This window comes from Streptomyces sp. NBC_01408, assembly GCF_026340255.1.
Taxonomy (GTDB): Bacteria; Actinomycetota; Actinomycetes; order Streptomycetales; family Streptomycetaceae; genus Streptomyces.
Genome location: NZ_JAPEPJ010000001.1, coordinates 2,738,204 through 2,757,366, shown reverse-complemented (window position 1 = coordinate 2,757,366; position 19,163 = coordinate 2,738,204). Strand labels below are relative to the sequence as shown.

Genomic DNA, 19,163 nt, shown 5'->3' with positions numbered 1-19,163 from the left:
CGCATGTTTTCAGCCAACTTCCCGGCAAGGTGCCCCCCTTGCCGGAATGTCCCCCCAACCCCCCTACCACCAGCGACGACACAGCCCGGGGGGCGCCGGGACCCTACGGGTACTGGCCATGGCCGGGTCGCACGCTTCCCACCCAGGTAGCGGAGTGGAACGCTTCCTGATCGAATGCTTTTCGCCAAGTTGCCAAGTCGACATAGCGCTGCGTGCTGAACTTGTCACGCCGACACCACGGGACGCAGTAGATTCGATCATGTATTTACAGCGGGGGATCCACGTGCAAGGCCGAGGGGAAACGTGCAGGTGCGACCAGACCAAGGAGTCGCGACACCCAAGGGGGGCTTAGCGTCATGAGCCAGGATTCCACCGCCATCGTTGCAGACGCTGGCCGGAAGCTCGCGGGGCGTCGCCGCAGGGAGATCGTCGCGGTGCTGCTCTTCAGCGGCGGACCGATCTTCGAGAGCTCCATTCCACTTTCCGTGTTCGGCATTGACCGGCAGGACGCGGGAGTTCCACGCTATCGACTGCTCGTGTGCGCCGGGGAGGACGGTCCGCTCAGGACCACCGGCGGACTCGAACTGACCGCGCCTTACGGGTTGGAGGCGATCGCCCGGGCAGGCACGGTCGTCGTTCCCGCATGGCGTTCCATCACCTCGCCTCCACCGCCGGAAGCGCTCGACGCGCTGCGCCTGGCGCACGAGGAGGGGGCCCGGATCGTCGGACTGTGCACGGGAGCCTTCGTGCTCGCCGCCGCCGGTCTGCTGGACGGCCGGCCCGCGACGACGCACTGGATGTACGCGCCGACGCTGGCCAAGCGGTACCCGTCCGTCCATGTCGATCCGCGCGAACTGTTCGTCGACGACGGCGACGTGCTGACCTCCGCCGGCACGGCGGCCGGAATCGACCTGTGCCTGCACATCGTGCGCACGGACCACGGCAGCGAGGCGGCCGGAGCCCTGGCCCGCAGGCTCGTCGTCCCGCCGCGCCGCACGGGCGGTCAGGAGCGCTACCTCGACCGGTCGCTGCCGGAGGAGATCGGCGCCGACCCGCTGGCCGAGGTCGTCGCCTGGGCACTGGAACACCTCCACGAGCAGTTCGACGTGGAGACGCTGGCGGCGCGCGCCTACATGAGCAGGCGCACCTTCGACCGGCGGTTCCGCTCCCTGACCGGCAGCGCGCCGCTCCAGTGGCTGATCACCCAGCGGGTGCTCCAGGCACAGCGGCTGCTGGAGACCTCCGACTACTCGGTGGACGAGGTCGCCGGGCGCTGCGGCTTCCGCTCGCCGGTGGCCCTGCGCGGGCACTTCCGGCGGCAGCTGGGTTCCTCCCCGGCCGCCTACCGCTCCGCCTACCGGGCACGCCGGCCCCAGACCGACGTGGCGCAGGTCTCCCAGCTCTCGGAGAGCCCCGTTCCGCACCAGCGCACTCCGCAGCCCCAGCGGGCGGCGGCGGCCCTGGCCGCGGCCGGCCCGACGGTGACGGAGCTGTACGCCCCGGGCCGGGTCCTGCGCGAGCACGCGTAGGGCTCGCCGGAACCGCGACACGGGTCCCCCCTCGGCCACCGCCGAGGGGGGACCCGCGCGCGTCCGCTCCCCCGCCGCCGATGCCCGCGCGGCCTCCGGGCGGGCATCGGATCCCGTGCGCCCGGCCCGTTCCCGCGGGGAGCGCATAAGGTGGGACGCATGAACGACCGCATGGTGTGGATCGACTGCGAGATGACCGGGCTCTCGTTGACGGACGACGCACTTATCGAGGTGGCCGCACTGGTCACCGACTCGGAGCTCAACGTGCTCGGCGAAGGCGTGGACATCGTGATCCGCCCGCCGGACGCGGCCCTGGAGACCATGCCCGACGTGGTGCGCGAGATGCACACCGCCTCCGGCCTGCTCGACGAGCTGGCCGGAGGGACCACCCTCGCGGACGCCGAGGCCCAGGTCCTGGCGTACGTACGGAAACACGTCAAGGAGCCCCGCAAGGCACCGCTCTGCGGGAACTCGGTCGGCACCGACCGCGGGTTCCTGCTGCGCGACATGGCCGCGCTGGAGAGCTATATGCACTACCGGATCGTGGACGTGTCCTCGGTCAAGGAGCTGGCGCGCCGCTGGTACCCGCGGGCGTACTTCAACAGCCCGCCGAAGAACGGCAACCACCGGGCGCTCGCGGACATCAAGGAGTCCATCGCCGAGCTGCGCTACTACCGCGAGGCGGTCTTCGTGCCGCAGCCCGGGCCCGACTCGGACACCGCGCGGGCCATCGCCGCCAAGCACGTCGTGCCGGGCGAGTAGGGCGCAGGGCGCCTTCCGGAGGCGGGCGCGGGAAAAGGGGGGAGCGAGCACCCTCCCGGACCCTGTACCCTTTTCTTCGGCCGGTCGGTTTTCCGACCGGACATGGTGGGTGTAGCTCAGTTGGTAGAGCACCTGGTTGTGGTCCAGGTGGCCGCGGGTTCAAGTCCCGTCACTCACCCTGCGAGAGGGCCCCGGTCCGCGAAAGCGGACCGGGGCCCTTTGCGTTCCCCGGCCATGTCCCCGGCTGTTCTTCCCGCCCGTTCTCCCCGACTGTGTTCCCCGTCTCAGGAGGACTCCCGGACCACCAGCTCGGTCGGCAGGACGACCGCCGGCTCGGCCGGCTCCCCCGCCGCGGCCCCGTCCCCCGAGTCCTTCCGGCGCGCCTCGATGTGCTGCAGCAGCACCCGCGCCATGGTGCGGCCCATCTCCTCGATGGGCTGCCGGACGCTGGTCAGCGGCGGGTCCATGTGCCGGGCCACCACCGAGTCGTCGAAGCCGACCAGGGCCACGTCCTGCGGTATCCGGCGGCCGGCCGCGCGCAGCTCCCGCCGGGCGCCGGCGGCCATGACGTCGGAGGCGGCGAAGACCGCGTCGAGCGCGGGGCGGCGCTCCAGCAGTTCGCGCATGGCCCGGCGGCCGCCGTCCTCGGTGAAGTCGCCGACCGAGACCAGCTGCTCGTCGACGGGGTGCCCGGCGGCGGCCAGGGCCTGCCGGTAGCCGCCGAGGCGGCACTGGGCCCCGTACACGTCCAGCGGCCCGGTGATCGTGGCGATCGCGCGGCGACCCCGGCCGAGGAGGTGGCGCACGGCTTCGGCGGCGCCCGCCAGGTTGTCGGAGTCCACGTACGGCAGCGTCTCGGCGGCCGAGCGGCGGCCGCTGATCACCGCCGGGATGCCGAGCTCGGCCAGCATCTCGGGCAGGGGGTCGTCGGCGTGCACGGAGACCAGCAGGACCCCGTCGACGCGGTGCCCGGACAGGTACTGGGACAGGCGGCGGCGCTCGCGGTCGCTGCCCGCCAGGGTGAGGACGAGCTGGACGTCGGTCTCGGCGAGCGTCGCCCCGACCCCCCGGACCACGTCGGAGAAGTACGGCTCCGCGAAGAAGCGGGCCTCGGGCTCGGGGATCACCAGAGCGATGGCGTCGGTGCGGTTGGCGGCGAGGGCGCGGGCCGCGCGGTTGGGTACGTACCCCAGCTCGGCGACGGCGGCCTCGACGGCGGTCCTGGTGTGCTCGCTGACCTTGGAGGATCCGTTGATCACCCGGGAGACCGTGCCGCGCCCGACCCCGGCGCGCACCGCGACTTCCTCCAGGGTCGGCCGTCCCCCACTGCGCCCATGCCCGTTCATGGCTTCCTCCCGGTTGTGAATCTACCCCTTGACGACTGTGGGAGCGCTCCCACAGTGTGTCCCACAACACCTGGCACGTCTCGTCCTTCAGGGAGGATGCACATGCGAGCCCCATCCCGAGCCCGAAGAACCCTCGTCACGGCGGGTACCGCGGTGGCCGCGGCAGCCCTGCTGCTCGCGGGCTGCGCACAGGATCCGGCCGAGCGGCCCGAGCCGGGCGGCTCGGCCGACGGCAACGGCAAGGCGAAGACGACGATCACCGTCGGCGTGTTCGGGGCCTTCGGCCTCCAGGAGGCCGGCCTCTACGACGAGTACATGGCGCAGAATCCCGGCATCCGCATCGAGCAGACCTCCATCGAACGGAACGAGAACTACTACCCGCAGCTGCTCACCCACCTCGCCGCCGGCAGCGGGCTCGCCGACATCCAGGCCGTCGAGGTCAACAACATCGCCGAGATCACCGCCACCCAGGCCGACAAGCTGGTGGACCTCGGCAAGGCGCCGGGCGTGGACAAGGCCGCGTACCTGCCCTGGAAGTGGGCGCAGGGCACGGCGAGCGCGGCGAAGGGCGGAGCCACGGTCGGCCTCGGCACCGACATCGGCCCGCAGGGCATCTGCTACCGCAAGGACCTGTTCGAGGCGGCCGGGCTGCCCACCGACCGGGCGGCCGTCGGGGCGCTGTGGGCGGGCGACTGGAACAAGTACCTGGAGACGGGCAAGGCGTACAAGGCGAAGGCCGGCGACGGGAAGGCCTTCGTGGACTCGGCGTCGGGCGTGATGGCCGCCGTGACCGGGAGCAGCGCCCAGCGCTTCTACGACGACCAGGGGAAGGTCGTCTACAAGACGAACCCGGCAGTGCGCGGCGCCTTCGACCTGGCGGCCTCCTTCGCCACCGAGGGGCTGAGCGCCAAGCTCCAGCAGTTCACCCCGAGCTGGGACCAGGGCTTCGCCAACGGCGCCTTCGCGACCATCTCCTGCCCGGCCTGGATGCTCGGCTACATCCAGGACAAGGCGGGCCCGGCGGGCAAGGACAAGTGGGACGTGGCGCAGGCGCCGAAGCCGAGCAACTGGGGCGGTTCCTTCCTGGTGGTGCCGAAGGCCGGCAAGCAGACCGAGGAGGCCGCCCGGCTGGCGGCCTGGCTGACGGCTCCGGCGCAGCAGGCGAAGCTCTTCGAGAAGCGGGGCAGCTTCCCGAGCGCGAGCGCCGCGTACGCGCTGCCTTCGGTGTCGGGCGCGCAGCACCCGTACTTCGGCGGCGCCCCGATCGGCGAGATCTTCGCGAAGGCGGCGCAGGGCGTGCCGGTGACGGTGGTCGGCCCGAAGGACCTGGTGATCGCGCAGAACCTGGCGGACATCGGGATGCTCCAGGTCGACCAGAAGGGCCGCTCGCCGCAGGAGGGCTGGGAGGCCGCGGTGAAGGCGATCGACAACGCCCTGGATCAGTGAGGCGCAGGTGACGGACGAGACGGCTGTCCTTTCCCCTTCCGCCGCCGGCGCGAAGCAGCCGGCGGCGGAAGGGGGCGGCCGGGGGCAGGTGTGGCGCTCGCGCCGCTACCGGTGGGACGTGCGCTGGAGCCCGTACGGCTTCGTGGCGCCCTTCTTCCTCTTCTTCGCCGCCTTCGGGCTGTTCCCGCTGCTGTACACGGGCTGGGCGGCGCTGCACCAGGTGGAGCTGACCGATCCGGACAGCATGACCTGGGTGGGGCTGCGCAACTTCAGCCGGTTGTGGGAAGACGAGTTCTTCTGGAACGCGCTGCGCAACACGTTCACCATCGGGCTGCTGTCCACGGTGCCGCAGCTGGCGATCGCGCTCGGCCTGGCCCACCTGCTCAACTACAAGTTGCGGGGGTCCGCCTTCTTCCGGGTCGCGGTGCTCACCCCGTACGCCACCTCGGTCGCCGCCGCCACCCTGGTCTTCGTGCTGCTCTTCGGCCGGGACTACGGGATGGTCAACTGGGCCCTGTCGGCGGTCGGTTTCGAGGCGGTGGACTGGCAGAACGGCACCTTCGCCTCCCAGTTGGCGGTCTCCACGATCGTCATCTGGCGGTGGACCGGCTACAACGCGCTGATCTACCTGGCGGCGATGCAGGCCGTGCCCGGGGAGCTGTACGAGTCGGCCGCGCTGGACGGGGCTTCGCGCTGGCAGCAGTTCGTGCACGTCACGGTGCCCTCGCTGCGGCCGACGATCTTCTTCACCTGTGTGGTGTCGACGATCGGGGCGACCCAGCTGTTCGGCGAGCCGCTGCTCTTCAACGGCGGCGCGGGCGCCACGGGCGGGTCGGACCACCAGTTCCAGACGCTGGGGCTGTACCTGTACGAGCAGGGCTGGGTGAACCTGCACCTCGGGCGGGCCTCGGCCATCGCCTGGGCGATGTTCCTGATCCTGCTGGTCATCGCGGGCGCGGCGCGGCTGCTGCGCGGACGGGAGGCTTCCCGTTGAACTCCTTGCGCGCGGGCAGGCTCACCTATGTGGTGCTGGCCCTGTTCACCGCCGGCTCGCTCTTCCCGCTGGTGTGGACGGCGATCGCGGCCTCCCGCAGCAACACGCGGCTGGCGCAGACCCCTCCGCCGTTCTGGTTCGGCGGGAACCTGGGCCGCAACCTCCAGGTCGCGTGGACCGACGCCAACATGGGCGTGGCCCTGCTGAACACGGTGGTCGTGGCGGGCACGGTCGCCGCGGGCACGGTGCTGTTCTCCACCCTGGCCGGTTTCGCCTTCGCCAAGCTCCGCTTCCGGGGCCGTCGGCTGCTGATGTCCCTGGTGGTCGCCACGATGCTGATCCCGCCGCAGCTGAGCGTGGTCCCGCTGTACATGCTGATCGCCGAACTGTCGTGGACGGACCGGCTCCAGGCGGTGATCCTGCCGACCCTGGTGTCCGCCTTCGGGGTGTTCTTCATGCGGCAGTACCTGGCGCAGGCGCTGCCGACGGAACTGGTGGAGGCGGCGCGCTCGGACGGCGCGAGCTCGCTGCGGGTCGTGTGGCACGTGGTCTTCCCCGCGGCCCGGCCCGCGATGGCGGTACTGGCCATGCTGACCTTCGTCATGGCCTGGAACGACTTCTTCTGGCCGATCGTCGCGCTGACCCAGAACGGCAGCCCGACGGTGCAGGTGGCCCTGACGGGACTGGGCCGGGGCTACATCCCCGACCAGTCCGTGATCATGGCGGGCGCGCTGCTGGGCACGCTCCCGCTGCTGCTGGTGTTCCTCGTCTTCGGCCGCCAGATCGTCGGCGGCATCATGCAGGGAGCGGTGAAGGGTTGACGAACACGCCAACGAACACGAGCACGGACACGACCCGGGGGAGGGGCAAACTCCGCTTCCCGGAGCGGTTCTTGTGGGGTGTGGCCACGGCGGCCTTCCAGATCGAGGGCGCGGCCGCGCTGCGCGGGCCGTCCATCTGGGATACCTTCTGCCGGACGCCCGGCAAGGTGCACGGCGGCGACACGGGCGACGTGGCGGTGGACCACCACCGGCTGTGGCGCGAGGACGTCCGGCTGATGGCCGCGCTCGGGCTGGGGGCCTACCGGTTCTCGGTGTCCTGGCCGCGCGTGCTGGCCGGTGGCATCGGCTTCTACGACGCACTCGTGGACGAGCTGCTCTCGTACGGGATCCGGCCCTGCGTGACCCTGTACCACTGGGACCTGCCGCAGGAACTGGAGACGGGATCCGCCGGCGGCGGCGCGGGGGGCGGCTGGCCCGAACGGGAGACGGCCTACGCCTTCGCTGCGTACGCGGCGACCGTCGCCGAGGCGCTGGGCGACCGGGTGGAGCTGTGGACCACGCTCAACGAGCCCTGGTGCAGCGCCTTCCTCGGCTACGGCTCCGGGGTCCACGCCCCCGGCCGCACCTCCCCGGCCGACTCCCTGCGCGCCGCCCACCACCTCAACCTGGCCCACGGTCTGGCCGCGGGGGTCCTGCCCGCCTCGGCCAGCGTCGGGATCGCCCTCAACACCAGCGCGGTGCGGCCGCTGACGGGCTCGGCCGCCGACCTGGACGCGCGCCGCCGCATCGACGCCCTCGCCAACCGGATCTTCACCGGTCCCCTGCTCCACGGGGCCTATCCGGAGGATCTGATGGAGGACACCGCCGCGGTGACGGACTGGTCCTTCGTCCGCCCCGGCGACGAGGCGCTGATCCACCAGCCGCTCGGCTTCCTCGGCGTGAACTACTACACCCCGACGGTGGTCTCGGCGGCTCCGGCCGGGGGCGGCCCCCGCGCCGACGGCCACGGGGCCACGGCCCACTCCCCCTGGCCCGCGGCGGACACGGTGGCCTTCCACCAGCCCCCCGGCGAGCTGACGGACATGAACTGGTCCATCGACCCGACCGGCCTCTACGACCTGCTGATGCGCTTCACCCGGGAGGCTCCCGGCCTGCCGCTGCTGGTCACCGAGAACGGCGCCGCGTACGCCCCGGAGCTGCACGACCCCCGGCGCATCGGCTACCTGGAGAAGCATCTGGCCTCGGTCCACCGGGCGATCGCGGACGGCGCCCCCGTGGAGGGCTACTTCCTGTGGTCGCTGCTGGACAACTTCGAATGGTCCTACGGCTACAGCAAGCGTTTCGGCATCGTCCACGTCGACTACGAGACCCTGGCCCGCACCCCGCGCTCCAGCGCCCACTGGTACGCCCGGCTGGCCCGGACGGGAGCCTTGTAGATTCGCCCGCATGACCCGCACCACGCCCCCGCGCCCCCTGGACGTGGAAGCCCTCTTCCCCGGCCTGTCGGCCCACCGCCGTACGACGACCCGGCTGCATCCCCGCGCCGGATCACCGGGGGTGGCCGACAGCCATGTCGGCGGGCCGCTGCTGTGGCCCGCCGACGAGCCGTGGCCGGTGTGCGGGGGGCCGCACGGGCCGGGCCCGGACGCGCCCGCCCTGCGGCCGCCCCTGCCCCTGCTGGCCGTGGCCCAGCTGTACGGGCGGGACGTCCCGGACCTCCCCGCGGGACCCGGAGGCCACGACCTGCTCCAGGTGTTCTGGTGCCCCTTCGACGCCCACGGGCCGACCGGCTACGGCATGTACGTCCACCTCCGGTGGCGCCGGGCCGCCGGGGTGCGCGAGGTCCTGGCCCGGCCGCCGGTTCCCGAGGCGGTGGGCTTCGACGGGTACGTCCCGCGGCCCTGTGTGCTGCACCCGGAGCGGGTCGCCGAGTACCCGTACATCGAGGTGCTCCCGGGCGGACTCGGGGAGCGCGTCGAGGAGTGGGAGGACGCCCAGGAGGAGGCGTCGTACGAGGCCCAGGAGGAGGCCGAGGAAGCCGGTGAGGGGGTCGGTGAGGAGGTCGGCGCCCTGCCGGGCTACCAGTGCGACCTGTCCGTCGCCCCGGGCTGGAAGGCCGGCGGCCACGCCGCGTGGAACCTCACCGGTCCGGGGACCATGGACTGCCGCACCTGCGGATCCGCGATGGAGCTGCTGCTGACGATCGCCACCCGCGAGTGGCACGCCGACAGCACCAGTTGGATCCCGCTGGAGGACAAGCCCTCGGAGGACCGCCCGGCGGAGGACCACGTGGCCTCCCCGACCGGGGTGGTCGTCGGCAACCACGGCAAGCTCAACGTCTTCGCCTGCCCCCAGGACCCGGCCCACCCGCACGAGTTCAGCGTCCAGTAGCACGGAGAAGCCCATGTCCGGCTGACCCTCGCGCGGCCGACCGCGCGAGGGCCGGCCAAGGGGACCTCGCGGGCTTACGACGGCGAGGCCGCCATCGCCGCCAGCCCCTTCGCCAGGTCCTCGGCGTTCATGACGGGACCGACCTCGAGCTCGGCGTTGAACTGCAGGAACAGGTCCTCCAGCAGCGGCGGCAGATGCGAGCTGTCCTGGAGGTCGAAGACGATCCAGCAGGAGCGCACGCCCTCGTGCAGGCCGAAGTAGGCGGCCTCCGGCTTCACCTTGCCCATCAGGGTCTTGATCGCCTCGGGCAGGGCCCCGGTCTTGATGCCCTCGTTGGTCGCAGGCGTGTCCATGTGGGCCCTGAGCATGACTCTCATGCGTGACTCCTTCCGTCCCCCTCACCCTCGGCGCGGGCCGGGGTCCCGGCAACATCTGCGCCCCCGTCCGGGCAGGACGGAGGCGGGACGGGGAAGGAACGGGGCCAGGCCGGCAGGACGGGGACCGCCACCGGCCCCGCCGTCAGGCGCCCTGGATGTGGAAGTTGAAGTCCGTGTGCCCGAGCACGCCCATCAGACGGAGCCACATCGGCAGCAGCATCTCCGCGCCCCGGGCCGTCTCGATCCCGCCGAGGTCGAGGATGCTCGCCAGCGGCCAGCCGAAGGAGTGCAGCAGTGCCCGTACGGCGTTCTTCGCGTCCGCGTCCTCACCCGAGAGGAAGACGTGGTGGTGCCCGCCGACCCGGCCCGGGTCGACCATGATCCGGCAGTTCATCGTGTTCAGCGTCTTGACCACCCGCAGCCCCGGGAAGGTCCGCTGGATCAGCTCGCCGAGACTGTCCCCGTCCACCGGGTCCAGGGTCGGCGGGAAGCCCTGCGAGAAGTCCAGCGGGTTCGCGACGTCGATCAGCACCTTCCCGTCCATCCCCGCCGCGCCCGCCTCCGTCAGCGCGGCGACGCTGACCCGCCCGCCGGTGGCGTTGACCAGGGTCTCGCCCTCGTCGGCCGCCTCCCGGAGGGCCACCAGCCGCACCTGCGGCCGCGCCGCCCGCCACTCGGCGTAGTCGGCGCGGGCGAGGGTGGCCCCGGGGTCACGGGTGCCGATGACCACCTCGTGGCCCAGGGAGGCCAGCCCGGAGGCCAGGGTGCGGCCGACGACCCCGGTGCCGAGGACTGCGTAGCGCATGCTGCTCTCCCTTTCCCTGCCTGCTCAGCCCAGGATTCCGACGTCGTAGAAGAACTGATACCGGCTCGGGTCGTCCGGCAGGAACCAGTGGAAGCCCTCTTCGAAGAAGACGGCGACGACGTTGATCGCGAGGACCAGGCCCAGGAACCAGAGGGCGAACGTCCCCACCGTCCGGAACGCTCCCGGCCGCATCGCCGGAACGCTGCGGTCCGCCGTCGCCTGGGAGAAGGCCAGGACGATGCCGATGGCGACCACCGAGGCCTGGAAGAGGATCCAGGCCCACACGTACAGGTGCAGGCCGAAGGCCTCGCTCCCGTACCCCTTGTCCCCCGGCAGGATGTGCAGCGTCGTCTGCCGCCAGGAGGCGAAGGAGCCCGCCATGACCGCGACGAGGGAAAGCCCCCAGCCCGTCATGTACTCGCGGGCCGGCACCGCCCCGTGCGCCAGCGCCGTACGGACGATGTAGCCCGCGCCCATCGCCGCCAGCAGCATGAACATCCGCTGCACGATGCACAGCGGGCACGGGTACTCCCACATCCCGAACTGGTAGAAGAGGCCCCCGCAGACGACGGCCGTCCAGCCGATGGCGAAGAAGCAGGCGAACCAGTACTGGACCCGCCCCAGCAGTCCGCCCTCCGGCGGCGCATCGGGGAGGAGGCTGTTCAGCGCGGCCACCGGTCAGTAGCTCAGGGTCAGGGCGAGGCCGCTGGTGATGTGGTGCGCCATCAGCAGGATGACGGCGATCAGCATGACCCACCACGCCCCGAGCACGACCGTCCGGGACGAGTCCCGGTACATGGCGATCAGCGTGGCGAGGAGCCCGCCGAAGATGAGGGTGTCCATGGCGCGGACCGTACCGACAGGGGGACGAACCACCGGCTAGGCGCGCCCCCGGGTACGTCGGTTGCCGCGCCGGACCCCGCGCCGGACCCGCGTACCGCCCGCGCCGCCCCGGGTGCGCCCGTCGAGGCCGATCCAGACCCGGACCTCGGTCCCGCCGAGCACCGAGCGGCCCAGCCGCACGTCGCCGCCGGTCGATTCCGCGACCCGGCGCACGATGTCCAGGCCGAGGCCCGTAGACCCGTCGCGGCCGCCGTCGTTGCCCCGGCGCAGCGCCGCGTCCGGGTCGGCGATGCCGGGGCCCGCGTCCGAGACGAGCACGATGACCGCGTCCGAGGCGTCGTGGACGTCCACCGAGAAGGGGGTGCCCTCGGGGGTGTGCCGGAAGACGTTGCCGAGCATGGCGTCGAGGGCGGCCGCGAGTTCGGGCCGGGCCACGGGGATGCGTACCGTACGGTCCACCCCCGCAAGCCGCACCTCCCGGCCCTGGTCCTCAGCGAGCGCGGACCAGAAGGCCATCCGGTCGCGGATCACCTCCGAGGCGTCGCAGCCCGCGCCGGCGCCCGCACCCGCGCCGGCCAGGCCGGTTGCCGGGCGTTGTTCGCGGGCCGTACGGATGATCGTGTCGACCTCGCGCTCCAGCTGTTCCACCGCCGCCCGGGTCTGTTCGGCCGCCGGGCCGTCCCCGAGCGAGGCCGTGTTGAGCCGCAGCACCGTCAGCGGCGTCCGCAGCCGGTGCGAGAGGTCGGCGGCCAGCTCCCGCTCGTTGGCGAGGAGTCCCACCACCTGGTCCGCCATCGCGTTGAACGCGACGGCCGCCGAGCGGAGTTCCTTCGGCCCGTCCTCCGCCACCCGCGCCCCGAGCCGGCCCTCGCCCAGCTGGTGCGCGGCGTCCGCGAGCCGTTCGGCGGGCCGTACGAGCCGGGCGCCGAGCCGGTCGGCGACCCCGACCGAGCCCACGATCAGGGCCAGTCCGACGCCCGCGAGCACCAGCCAGGCGGTCGTGACCCCGTTGCTGACCTCGCTCTCCGGTACGAAGACCTCCACCACGGCGATGTCCCCGGACCCGAGCGCGGTCGGCTGGAGCAGGGCCGAACCCCCGCCCGCCACCGAGGCGGTCGTGGCCCGCCCCATCCGCCGGGTCTCGGCCACGACCCGCTCCCCCGCCCGGCCCTCGCCGATGCCCACCGGCGGGCTGTCGCCGATCGCGGGGAGGTGGACGGCCATCCGCCGGGCGGCGCCCATCTGCGTGGACTCCACCGCCTTGCGCAGCTGTACCGGGTCGGTGGTGATGGACAGGGTCGGCCCGATGGTGGCGGCCTGCCGCTCGGCGTTGGAGAAGGCCCGGTCGCTGGCCATCTCCTGGACGACGAGCCCGAGCGGTACGGCGAAGGCCACGACCACCATGGTGGTGACCGCGAGGCACACCTTGACCAGCGCCCACCTCATCGCGGCATCACAGCGGCGGCTCCAGCTTGACCCCGACCCCCCGCAGCGTGTGCAGGTACCGCGGCCGGGCGGCGGTCTCGCCGAGCTTGCGGCGCAGCCAGGACAGGTGCACGTCGATGGTCTGGTCGTCCCCGTACGACTGCTGCCAGACCTCGGCGAGCAGTTCGCGCCGGGCCACGACCACCCCGGGCCGCCCCGCGAGGAAGGCCAGCAGGTCGAACTCGCGCCGGGTGAGGTCCAGGGCCGCGCCGTCGAGCTGGGCCTGGCGGCGCAGCGGGTCGATGGCGAGCCCGCCGACGCGCAGGACGCGCGAGGGCGGCTCGGCCGCCGCGGCCTGGGAGCGGCGCAGTACGGCGGCCATCCGGGCGGAGAGGTGTTCCACGGAGAACGGCTTGGTCAGGTAGTCGTCGGCGCCGTCGTTGAGCAGCCGGACGATCTCCGCCTCGTCGTCGCGCGCGGTCGCGATGATCACGGGTACGTCGGTGATGCCGCGCAGCATCTTGAGCGCCTCCGACCCGTCGAGGTCGGGCAGCCCGAGGTCGAGGATGACCACGTCGAAGCGGTGGTGGGCGACCTCGCGCAGGGCCTCCAGGGCGGTCCCGACGCTCCGCACGGTGTGCGAGGCCTCGGTCAGGTGCCGGATGAGGGCGGATCGTACGAACTGGTCGTCCTCGACCACGAGCACACTTGCCATGGCCCGCACCGTAGCCCATTCGGGGGACCGACCGGGGTGTCGGGACAGTCTTGTGGCGGGTGGTGCAGTATGTGCCCTGATGCGACGAGGACTTGTACATGCCATGGCATGGCTGCTGGCGACCGGGGCGGCGGTGACGCTGTCCTGGTGGGGCGTGCACACGGTCATGTCGGGTACGGCCTACGATCCGCCGCTCGCGGTGCCCCTGACCACGCAGCCGCTGTCCTCCTCCACGCAGCAGGCGCAGCCCTCCGCTCCGCCGGCCTCCCTGTCCCCCTCGGCGTCCCCGTCCACATCGACGTCCCCGTCCGCGTCAGGGTCCCCGAGCCCGGAGGCCTCGCCGTCCGCCGGTTCCTCCCCCGCCAAGCCCCCGGAGAAGGGCTCCCCGTCCGGGCAGCTCCCGGACCAGCAGCCGGACGGGGACGACGCGGGGCAGGTGAAGGCCTATCCGGTCTCGGGCGGCCGGGTCGTCTTCGGCCTGGGGGCGTCCTCGGCCGAGCTGGTCTCCGCGACCCCCTCGGCCGGCTGGCGGATGCAGGTGTGGAAGCAGGACTACTGGATCCGGGTCACCTTCACCCGGGACGGGCGCGAGGTCTCGGTCTTCTGCACCTGGCACGACCATCCGCCGGTCGTGGAGATCGTCGACCCCTGAGCCGCCGGGCCCCCTGGGACCCCGATCCCCTGAGCCCCCGAGCCCCCGAGCCCCCGATAGCCGAGCGGGCCCTACTGGAACACCGAGGGCGGCGGCTGCGGCGAGGCCACCGCCGAGGCGTCCGCGACCGGCGCCGCGCCGCCCGCGAAGTCCGCCAGCGCCCGACCGTGCTCGACCCGGCCCGGGTGCGGGTCGCTCGCCACGCGGCGGGTGAACTCCGCGACGGGCAGCTCCCGGTCGGAGGCCACCAGGACGGCGTTGCCGAAGCGCTTGCCCCGCCACACCACCGGATCGGCGGCCAGCGCCAGCTCCGGGAAACGGGACGCGGCCGTCGCGATCTGGCTCCGCAGATGGGTGAGCGGCGGGCCGTCCGCCAGGTTGGCCACGTACCAGCCGCCGGGCGCCAGGGCCCGGCGCACCTCGTCCAGGAACTCGGTGCTCGTCAGATGGGCGGGGGTGCGCGCCCCGCTGAACACGTCCGCGATGACCAGGTCCGCCCAGCCGTCCGCCACCTTGGCCAGGCCCGCCCGCGCATCCACCGCCCGGACCCGGACCCGCGCCTGCGGATCCAGCGGCAGGTGTTCCCGTACGAAGGCCACCAGGGCGGCGTCGATCTCCACGATCTGCTGGGTGGAGCGGGGGCGGGAGGCGGCCGTGTAGCGGGCGAGGGTGAAGGCCCCGCCGCCCAGGTGCAGCACGTTCAGGGGCTGCCGGGCGGGCGCGACGAGGTCGATCAGGTGGCCGATCCGGCGCTGGTACGCGAAGTCCAGGTACCCCGGATCGTCGAGGTCCACATGCGACTGCGGGGCCCCGTCGATCAGCAGGGTCCAGGCGCCCGGGCGCTCGCGGTCGGGCGCGAGCTCGGCCCGGCCGCCGTCCACCTGCCCGACGACCGCCTCGGCGCTGCCTCGCCCGCGCTGCTTGCCCTTGCCTCTGTCCTTGCTCGCCACGCACCCATTGTCGCCGGTCAGCGGCAGTTGTCCGCGGCCTCGATCAGCCGGGCCGCCTCCCCGAGGGCCGCGCGCAGGACCTGCGGGTCGGTGACCGGCTCCACGGCCTCCGGGGGGAGCAGCCAGCCGGTGCCGGCCGGGGTGGGGGCGGCGGCCTCGCCGAAGCGCATCCCGCGCCCGTTGGTCTGCGTACACGCACTGCCCGGCAGGTCCCAGGCGTCGGCGGTGCCGGGCGGGACGAGGAAGCCGAGGGTGTCGCCGGAGCCGTCGTGCAGGACGGGGCCGACCCCGCCGGCCAGGCGGGCGGCCCGGCGGATGATGTCCACGGCTTCGAGGCCCTGCCGGGTGGGCACGGTCACCAGGTCCGGCGCGTCGACGGGGGCCGCACCGGGGTGGTGGGGCGCGGTGTTCGTTCCAGTGCTCTCCATGCCGGCCTCCACCAAGGGAACCCCTCCTCGATCCGCGTACGAGCCGGGAGCGGGCAGTCGCCTCCCACTCCGCATGCGTTCAACGCGCGGAAACGTCAACAGGTGCGGTGGCAAGACGCTGCAAAGGATGGCAGTTCATGGCGGATGGCGGGTGAGATATCCCTTTTGTAGCCAAACACCGCATGAACACCCCGGCGCTGGCGGTACGTTCATGCGCGCCGGAGAACCCAGCTGGGTCGGGTCACAGCACCGGCGGTGTGTTCCTTGCCAGAGAGGCCACGTCCATGGCGGCGTCCCCCCACTCACCCAACTCCACGTTCCGGCGGATGCGCGGTCAGCACTCCCCGGCCGAGTTCGCGGCCCTGGTGCGCAGGGCGGCCAAGGAGATCGGCGAAACGGTTTCCTGCGACGCCCGGTACATCGGCCGCGTCGAGTCCGGCGAGATCCGCTGCCCCAACTACGCGTACGAGCGGGTCTTCCTGCACATGTTCCCCGGCCGCTCCCTCGCCGACCTGGGGTTCTCCCCGCGCGAGGCGGTCCGCGGGCGCTCGGCGCAGCGGGACCCCTTCTCCGCACTCACCCACCGTTCGGGTACCGCCGGCGGTACTGGCACCAGCCTCAAGGAGAGCGACGTGCTGCGTCGCGCGTTCATGGCGGGGGGCTCCGCGACCGTGGCTGCCGCGACGCTCAGCCTCACCCTGCTCGGCGACAGCCGCCGGATCCCCTCCCGGGCCGGCGAGTCCGAGGCCGCCGCCGTCGAGGACGCCGTACGCCAGATCCGGCTGCTGGACGACCGGCACGGCGCCGACGCCCTGTACCGCAAGGCCGCCGAGCCGCTGCGCACGGCCTACGCGCTGCTCGACGCGGGGGCCAGGCGGCAGTCCACCGAGGACCGGCTGCACGCGGGCGCCGGCGAACTGGCCGTCTCCGTCGGCTGGCTGGCGCACGACTCCGGGCGCTTCGACGACGCCCGCTCCCACTACGCCGAGGCCCTGGCGACGGCCCGGGTGTCGGGCGACTCCGGTCTGGAGGCGCACGCCTTCAGCAACATGGCCTTCCTGGCCCGGGACTGCGGCCGCTCCCGGGAGGCGGTACGGGCCGCCCAGGCGGGCCGCCGCGCCGCCCGCGCCCTCGGTTCCCCCCGGCTGCTGTCGCTGCTCGCGCTCCGCGAGGCGGGCGGCTGGGCCGGCCTGGCCGACCGCAAGGCCTGCGAGGAGGCGCTGGCCCGGGCCCACACCGACTTCGCCAAGGGCGGGACGGGCGCGGACCCCGAGTGGATGACCTTCTTCGGGGAGGCCGAACTGGAGTCCCTGGAGGCGAGGTGCTGGGCCACCCTCGGGGAGCACTCCCGCGCGGCCCGGCACGCCCGCCGGGCCGCGGACCTCCAGGATCCGCACTTCGCCCGGAACGTGGCCCTGTACACCGCGGAGCTGGCCGGCGACCTGGCCCGCGCGGGCGCGCCCGACGAGGCGGCCTGGGCCGGCGGCCGCGTGCTCGACCTGCTCGCCGAGGTCCAGTCCACCCGGATCCGGTCCATGCTCTCGGAGACCGCCCGCACCCTGGTCCCGCACCAGCGCTCCCCGCGCGTGGGCGCGTTCCTCACCCGGCACGCGGCGGTCTGAGGACGGACCGCGAGGAACGGCGGGGCAGCGGACGCGACTCCAGGGGCGGCGCGGAGGGCCTGAATTCGCCTTGCGGCCGGAAGGCGGTCCGTCCTTAATGAGGCTTCGCTCCGACACGGTTCCATCTCAGGGGGAAACATGGACACGACCGGACCACAGCCACCACCACAGCCGCCGGCACCGCCGCCCACGGGCCCGCCCGCCCCGCAGGGCCCGCCGGGGCGGTCCCCGGCCGCCTCCACGGGCGGGCCCCTCGATCTGACCGTCACCAAGAGGCTGCTGTGGGTGGGAGGGGCGGTCTACCCGCTCCAGAACGTCGCCCGGGTGTACACGTTCGTCCTCCACCCCCGGCGCAAGGAGGCCGTGCTGCTCTTCCTGCGGCGCACGGCGCTCACCATCCTGGTGGCGATGGGGTTCACGCTGTTCGGCGCCATCGCCGGCTTCCTCTCCCGGGACCAGGAGACCTTCGGCGGCTTCATCACCTTCATCTGGTTCGTCAGCGTCGCCGCCCTCATCTACTTCCTGGTCGAGATGTCCGTCGTGCTGTCCGCCTCCTCGCACTTCGTCATGGCCGTCGAGTCGAACGGCCAGTCGACCGCGCTGGTCACGGGCCGCGCCGAGTACCTCAACCAGCTCGTCCACCAGATCGCGTACGCGATAGAGAACCCGGACACGGAACTGCGCGTCCAAGTGCAGAGGCTGACGATCAGCAACCCCAGCAACTACTACTTCGGGGACACGGTGAACATGTACGGCGGCTCGGGCAACACGGGGGTTTCGAGGTCATGAGCGGGAACAACTACTACCGCGACGTCGTCAACATGCACGGCGGTACGGGGAACACCGGCATCGCCCACCACACGGGGGCGCCCGCCGGCCCCCAGCCGTCCACCGCCGTGACGCAGGCCGTCGCCGAGCTCGTCACCCTGCTGCGGGAGCTGCACGCGCAGGTGCCCCCGGCGACCGCGCAGTGCATCGACGAAGCCCTCCCCGCCATCACGGCCGAGGAGGAGGCCGCCCCCGGGCAGCGGCACGGTGCGCTGATGACCGTCGCGGGCATCGCCGCGACGGCCGGCGCGATCGGCCAGCCCGTCCTCGACGCCGTCCGCGCCCTGCTCGAACTGCTGGGCGCGTAGGGCGTCGACGCTCCGGGTCCCGCCCGGGCGCGTAGGGCCTGATCCGAAAGGCGGGCCCTAGACGAGTAAGTCCGAAGTGGCGTCGTCCGCCCGCAGGGCGGGCGGGGAGGGGCCAGGTGCGTGTGGCTGCAAGGCGGAGAAGGGAGTCGACGCGGAGCGTCGGCGACCGACGACAACGCGGCAGACGCGCGTGCCTGGCCCCTCCCCGCAGGCGCCACTTCGGACTTACTCGTCTACGCGTCCAGGTGCCCCGTGTCGTTCCAGCGTTCCAGCGCGGGCGCACCGTAGGCCCAGCCCAGGACCGAGAGGGAGGTGGGCTCCAGGCGGATGCGTGCGCCGAAGGAGACCTCGAAGCCGAGCCAGCGGGCGGCCAGGGTGCGCAGGATGTGGCCGTGGGCGAAGACCAGGACGTCGCGCTCCGCCGAGCGGGCCCAGGCGACCACCTCGTCCGCGCGCGCCGCGACATCGGCGAGGGACTCGCCGCCCGGGACCCCGTCGCGCCAGATCAGCCAGCCCGGGCGGACCGCCTGGATCTCCGCCGGGGTCATGCCCTCGTAGTCGCCGTAGTCCCACTCCATCAGGGTGTCCCACGGCTCCGCCTGCACGCCGAAGCCGGCCAGCTCGCAGCTCTCGCTCGCGCGGACCAGCGGGCTGGTGCGGACCTCCACGCCGGGCAGGCCCTTCCACGGGTCGCGGGCCAGGCGCTCGCCGAGCAGTTTCGCGCCCCGCTTGCCCTCCTCCAGCAGGGGCACGTCGGTGCGCCCGGTGTGCTTGCCGAGCTGCGACCACGCCGTCTGGCCGTGGCGGGCCAGCAGGATGCGGGGGGCCATGTATTTCTCCCGGTCCATGGGTTCGTGTGGGTATGCGTGGACATGCATGCTTTTGGAGCGGTTCTGTCGTCCGTCCATCATCCATCACATGAACGCCGGGCCACCGCACCGGCCGCGAACAGCTGGTTTC

21 protein-coding genes and 1 tRNA gene are annotated in these 19,163 nt (G+C 72.8%); 12 read left to right on the top strand and 10 right to left on the bottom strand.

What is annotated here, in order from left to right:
• Positions 1–356: 356 nt before the first annotated feature.
• From OG447_RS12575 to OG447_RS12565, 3 genes are all read left to right on the top strand, one after another.
• On the top strand, positions 357–1,529 hold the full coding sequence (locus OG447_RS12575) for a helix-turn-helix domain-containing protein (protein ID WP_266936568.1): 1,173 nt from the start codon (positions 357–359) through the stop codon (positions 1,527–1,529).
• Between the two features lie 159 nt (positions 1,530–1,688).
• Positions 1,689–2,291 carry an oligoribonuclease gene (orn, locus tag OG447_RS12570; RefSeq protein WP_266936567.1) on the top strand — a complete coding sequence of 201 codons (603 nt, stop codon included), beginning with the start codon at positions 1,689–1,691 and terminating at the stop codon, positions 2,289–2,291.
• 105 nt (positions 2,292–2,396) lie between these two features.
• A tRNA-His gene (locus OG447_RS12565) sits at positions 2,397–2,469 on the top strand.
• A gap of 106 nt (positions 2,470–2,575) precedes the next feature.
• Here the strand turns inward: OG447_RS12565 and OG447_RS12560 are convergent.
• A complete protein-coding gene (locus tag OG447_RS12560) occupies positions 2,576–3,637 on the bottom strand; it encodes a LacI family DNA-binding transcriptional regulator (protein WP_266936566.1) in 1,062 nt (353 codons plus the stop codon).
• A gap of 102 nt (positions 3,638–3,739) precedes the next feature.
• Here OG447_RS12560 and OG447_RS12555 point away from each other — a divergent pair, with 102 nt between their 5' ends.
• The 5 genes from OG447_RS12555 (at position 3,740) to OG447_RS12535 (ending at position 9,250) form a co-directional block, all read left to right on the top strand.
• Positions 3,740–5,083 (top strand): ABC transporter substrate-binding protein, encoded by a 1,344-nt coding sequence (locus OG447_RS12555; RefSeq protein ID WP_266936565.1) that lies wholly within the window; start codon positions 3,740–3,742, stop codon positions 5,081–5,083.
• 88 nt (positions 5,084–5,171) lie between these two features.
• The gene (locus OG447_RS12550) at positions 5,172–6,077 is read left to right on the top strand and encodes a carbohydrate ABC transporter permease (RefSeq protein ID WP_266938853.1); all 906 of its coding nucleotides are present in this window, start codon (positions 5,172–5,174) and stop codon (positions 6,075–6,077) included.
• A complete protein-coding gene (locus tag OG447_RS12545) occupies positions 6,074–6,898 on the top strand; it encodes a carbohydrate ABC transporter permease (protein ID WP_266936564.1) in 825 nt (274 codons plus the stop codon). The genes OG447_RS12550 and OG447_RS12545 overlap by 4 nt, the downstream gene beginning before the upstream one ends.
• On the top strand, positions 6,895–8,295 hold the full coding sequence (locus tag OG447_RS12540; RefSeq protein WP_266936563.1) for a GH1 family beta-glucosidase: 1,401 nt from the start codon (positions 6,895–6,897) through the stop codon (positions 8,293–8,295). The genes OG447_RS12545 and OG447_RS12540 overlap by 4 nt, the downstream gene beginning before the upstream one ends.
• Before the next feature lie 10 nt (positions 8,296–8,305).
• Entirely contained in the window at positions 8,306–9,250 is a 945-nt protein-coding gene (locus OG447_RS12535) for a hypothetical protein (protein WP_266936562.1), read from the top strand.
• A 74-nt stretch (positions 9,251–9,324) separates the two neighbouring features.
• Here OG447_RS12535 and OG447_RS12530 read toward each other — a convergent pair whose 3' ends face one another.
• From OG447_RS12530 to OG447_RS12505, 6 genes are all read right to left on the bottom strand, one after another.
• Entirely contained in the window at positions 9,325–9,627 is a 303-nt protein-coding gene (locus OG447_RS12530; protein ID WP_266936561.1) for a hypothetical protein, read from the bottom strand.
• Between the two features lie 142 nt (positions 9,628–9,769).
• Positions 9,770–10,432 carry an NADPH-dependent F420 reductase gene (locus tag OG447_RS12525; RefSeq protein WP_266936560.1) on the bottom strand — a complete coding sequence of 221 codons (663 nt, stop codon included), beginning with the start codon at positions 10,430–10,432 and terminating at the stop codon, positions 9,770–9,772.
• 24 nt (positions 10,433–10,456) lie between these two features.
• Positions 10,457–11,107, bottom strand: a complete 651-nt coding sequence (locus OG447_RS12520; protein WP_266936559.1) for a disulfide bond formation protein B — start codon at positions 11,105–11,107, stop codon at positions 10,457–10,459.
• Positions 11,108–11,110: 3 nt separating this feature from the next.
• The gene (locus OG447_RS12515; RefSeq protein ID WP_266936558.1) at positions 11,111–11,275 is read right to left on the bottom strand and encodes a DUF5993 family protein; all 165 of its coding nucleotides are present in this window, start codon (positions 11,273–11,275) and stop codon (positions 11,111–11,113) included.
• A 36-nt stretch (positions 11,276–11,311) separates the two neighbouring features.
• Positions 11,312–12,721, bottom strand: a complete 1,410-nt coding sequence (locus OG447_RS12510) for a HAMP domain-containing sensor histidine kinase (RefSeq protein ID WP_266936557.1) — start codon at positions 12,719–12,721, stop codon at positions 11,312–11,314.
• A gap of 7 nt (positions 12,722–12,728) precedes the next feature.
• The gene (locus tag OG447_RS12505; protein ID WP_266936556.1) at positions 12,729–13,415 is read right to left on the bottom strand and encodes a response regulator transcription factor; all 687 of its coding nucleotides are present in this window, start codon (positions 13,413–13,415) and stop codon (positions 12,729–12,731) included.
• 79 nt (positions 13,416–13,494) lie between these two features.
• On the opposite strand from OG447_RS12505, the gene OG447_RS12500 reads away from it, so the two are divergent.
• Positions 13,495–14,067 (top strand): hypothetical protein, encoded by a 573-nt coding sequence (locus OG447_RS12500; protein ID WP_266936555.1) that lies wholly within the window; start codon positions 13,495–13,497, stop codon positions 14,065–14,067.
• 71 nt (positions 14,068–14,138) lie between these two features.
• Here the strand turns inward: OG447_RS12500 and OG447_RS12495 are convergent, their stop codons facing one another.
• Positions 14,139–14,948, bottom strand: a complete 810-nt coding sequence (locus tag OG447_RS12495) for a spermidine synthase (RefSeq protein WP_266938852.1) — start codon at positions 14,946–14,948, stop codon at positions 14,139–14,141.
• 86 nt (positions 14,949–15,034) lie between these two features.
• Complete coding sequence (locus tag OG447_RS12490; RefSeq protein ID WP_266936554.1) at positions 15,035–15,445, bottom strand: hypothetical protein; 411 nt, start codon at positions 15,443–15,445, stop codon at positions 15,035–15,037.
• 284 nt (positions 15,446–15,729) lie between these two features.
• On the opposite strand from OG447_RS12490, the gene OG447_RS12485 reads away from it, so the two are divergent.
• The 3 genes from OG447_RS12485 (at position 15,730) to OG447_RS12475 (ending at position 18,203) form a co-directional block, all read left to right on the top strand.
• Positions 15,730–17,067 (top strand): tetratricopeptide repeat protein, encoded by a 1,338-nt coding sequence (locus OG447_RS12485; protein ID WP_266936553.1) that lies wholly within the window; start codon positions 15,730–15,732, stop codon positions 17,065–17,067.
• Positions 17,068–17,205: 138 nt separating this feature from the next.
• Entirely contained in the window at positions 17,206–17,856 is a 651-nt protein-coding gene (locus OG447_RS12480) for a DUF6232 family protein (protein ID WP_266936552.1), read from the top strand.
• On the top strand, positions 17,853–18,203 hold the full coding sequence (locus tag OG447_RS12475) for a hypothetical protein (protein ID WP_266936551.1): 351 nt from the start codon (positions 17,853–17,855) through the stop codon (positions 18,201–18,203). Before OG447_RS12480 ends, OG447_RS12475 begins: the two co-directional genes overlap by 4 nt.
• A 233-nt stretch (positions 18,204–18,436) precedes the next feature.
• On the opposite strand, the gene OG447_RS12470 is transcribed toward OG447_RS12475, so the two are convergent.
• Positions 18,437–19,033, bottom strand: coding sequence for a histidine phosphatase family protein (locus OG447_RS12470; protein ID WP_266936550.1), 597 nt, complete (start codon positions 19,031–19,033; stop codon positions 18,437–18,439).
• Positions 19,034–19,163 lie beyond the last annotated feature (130 nt).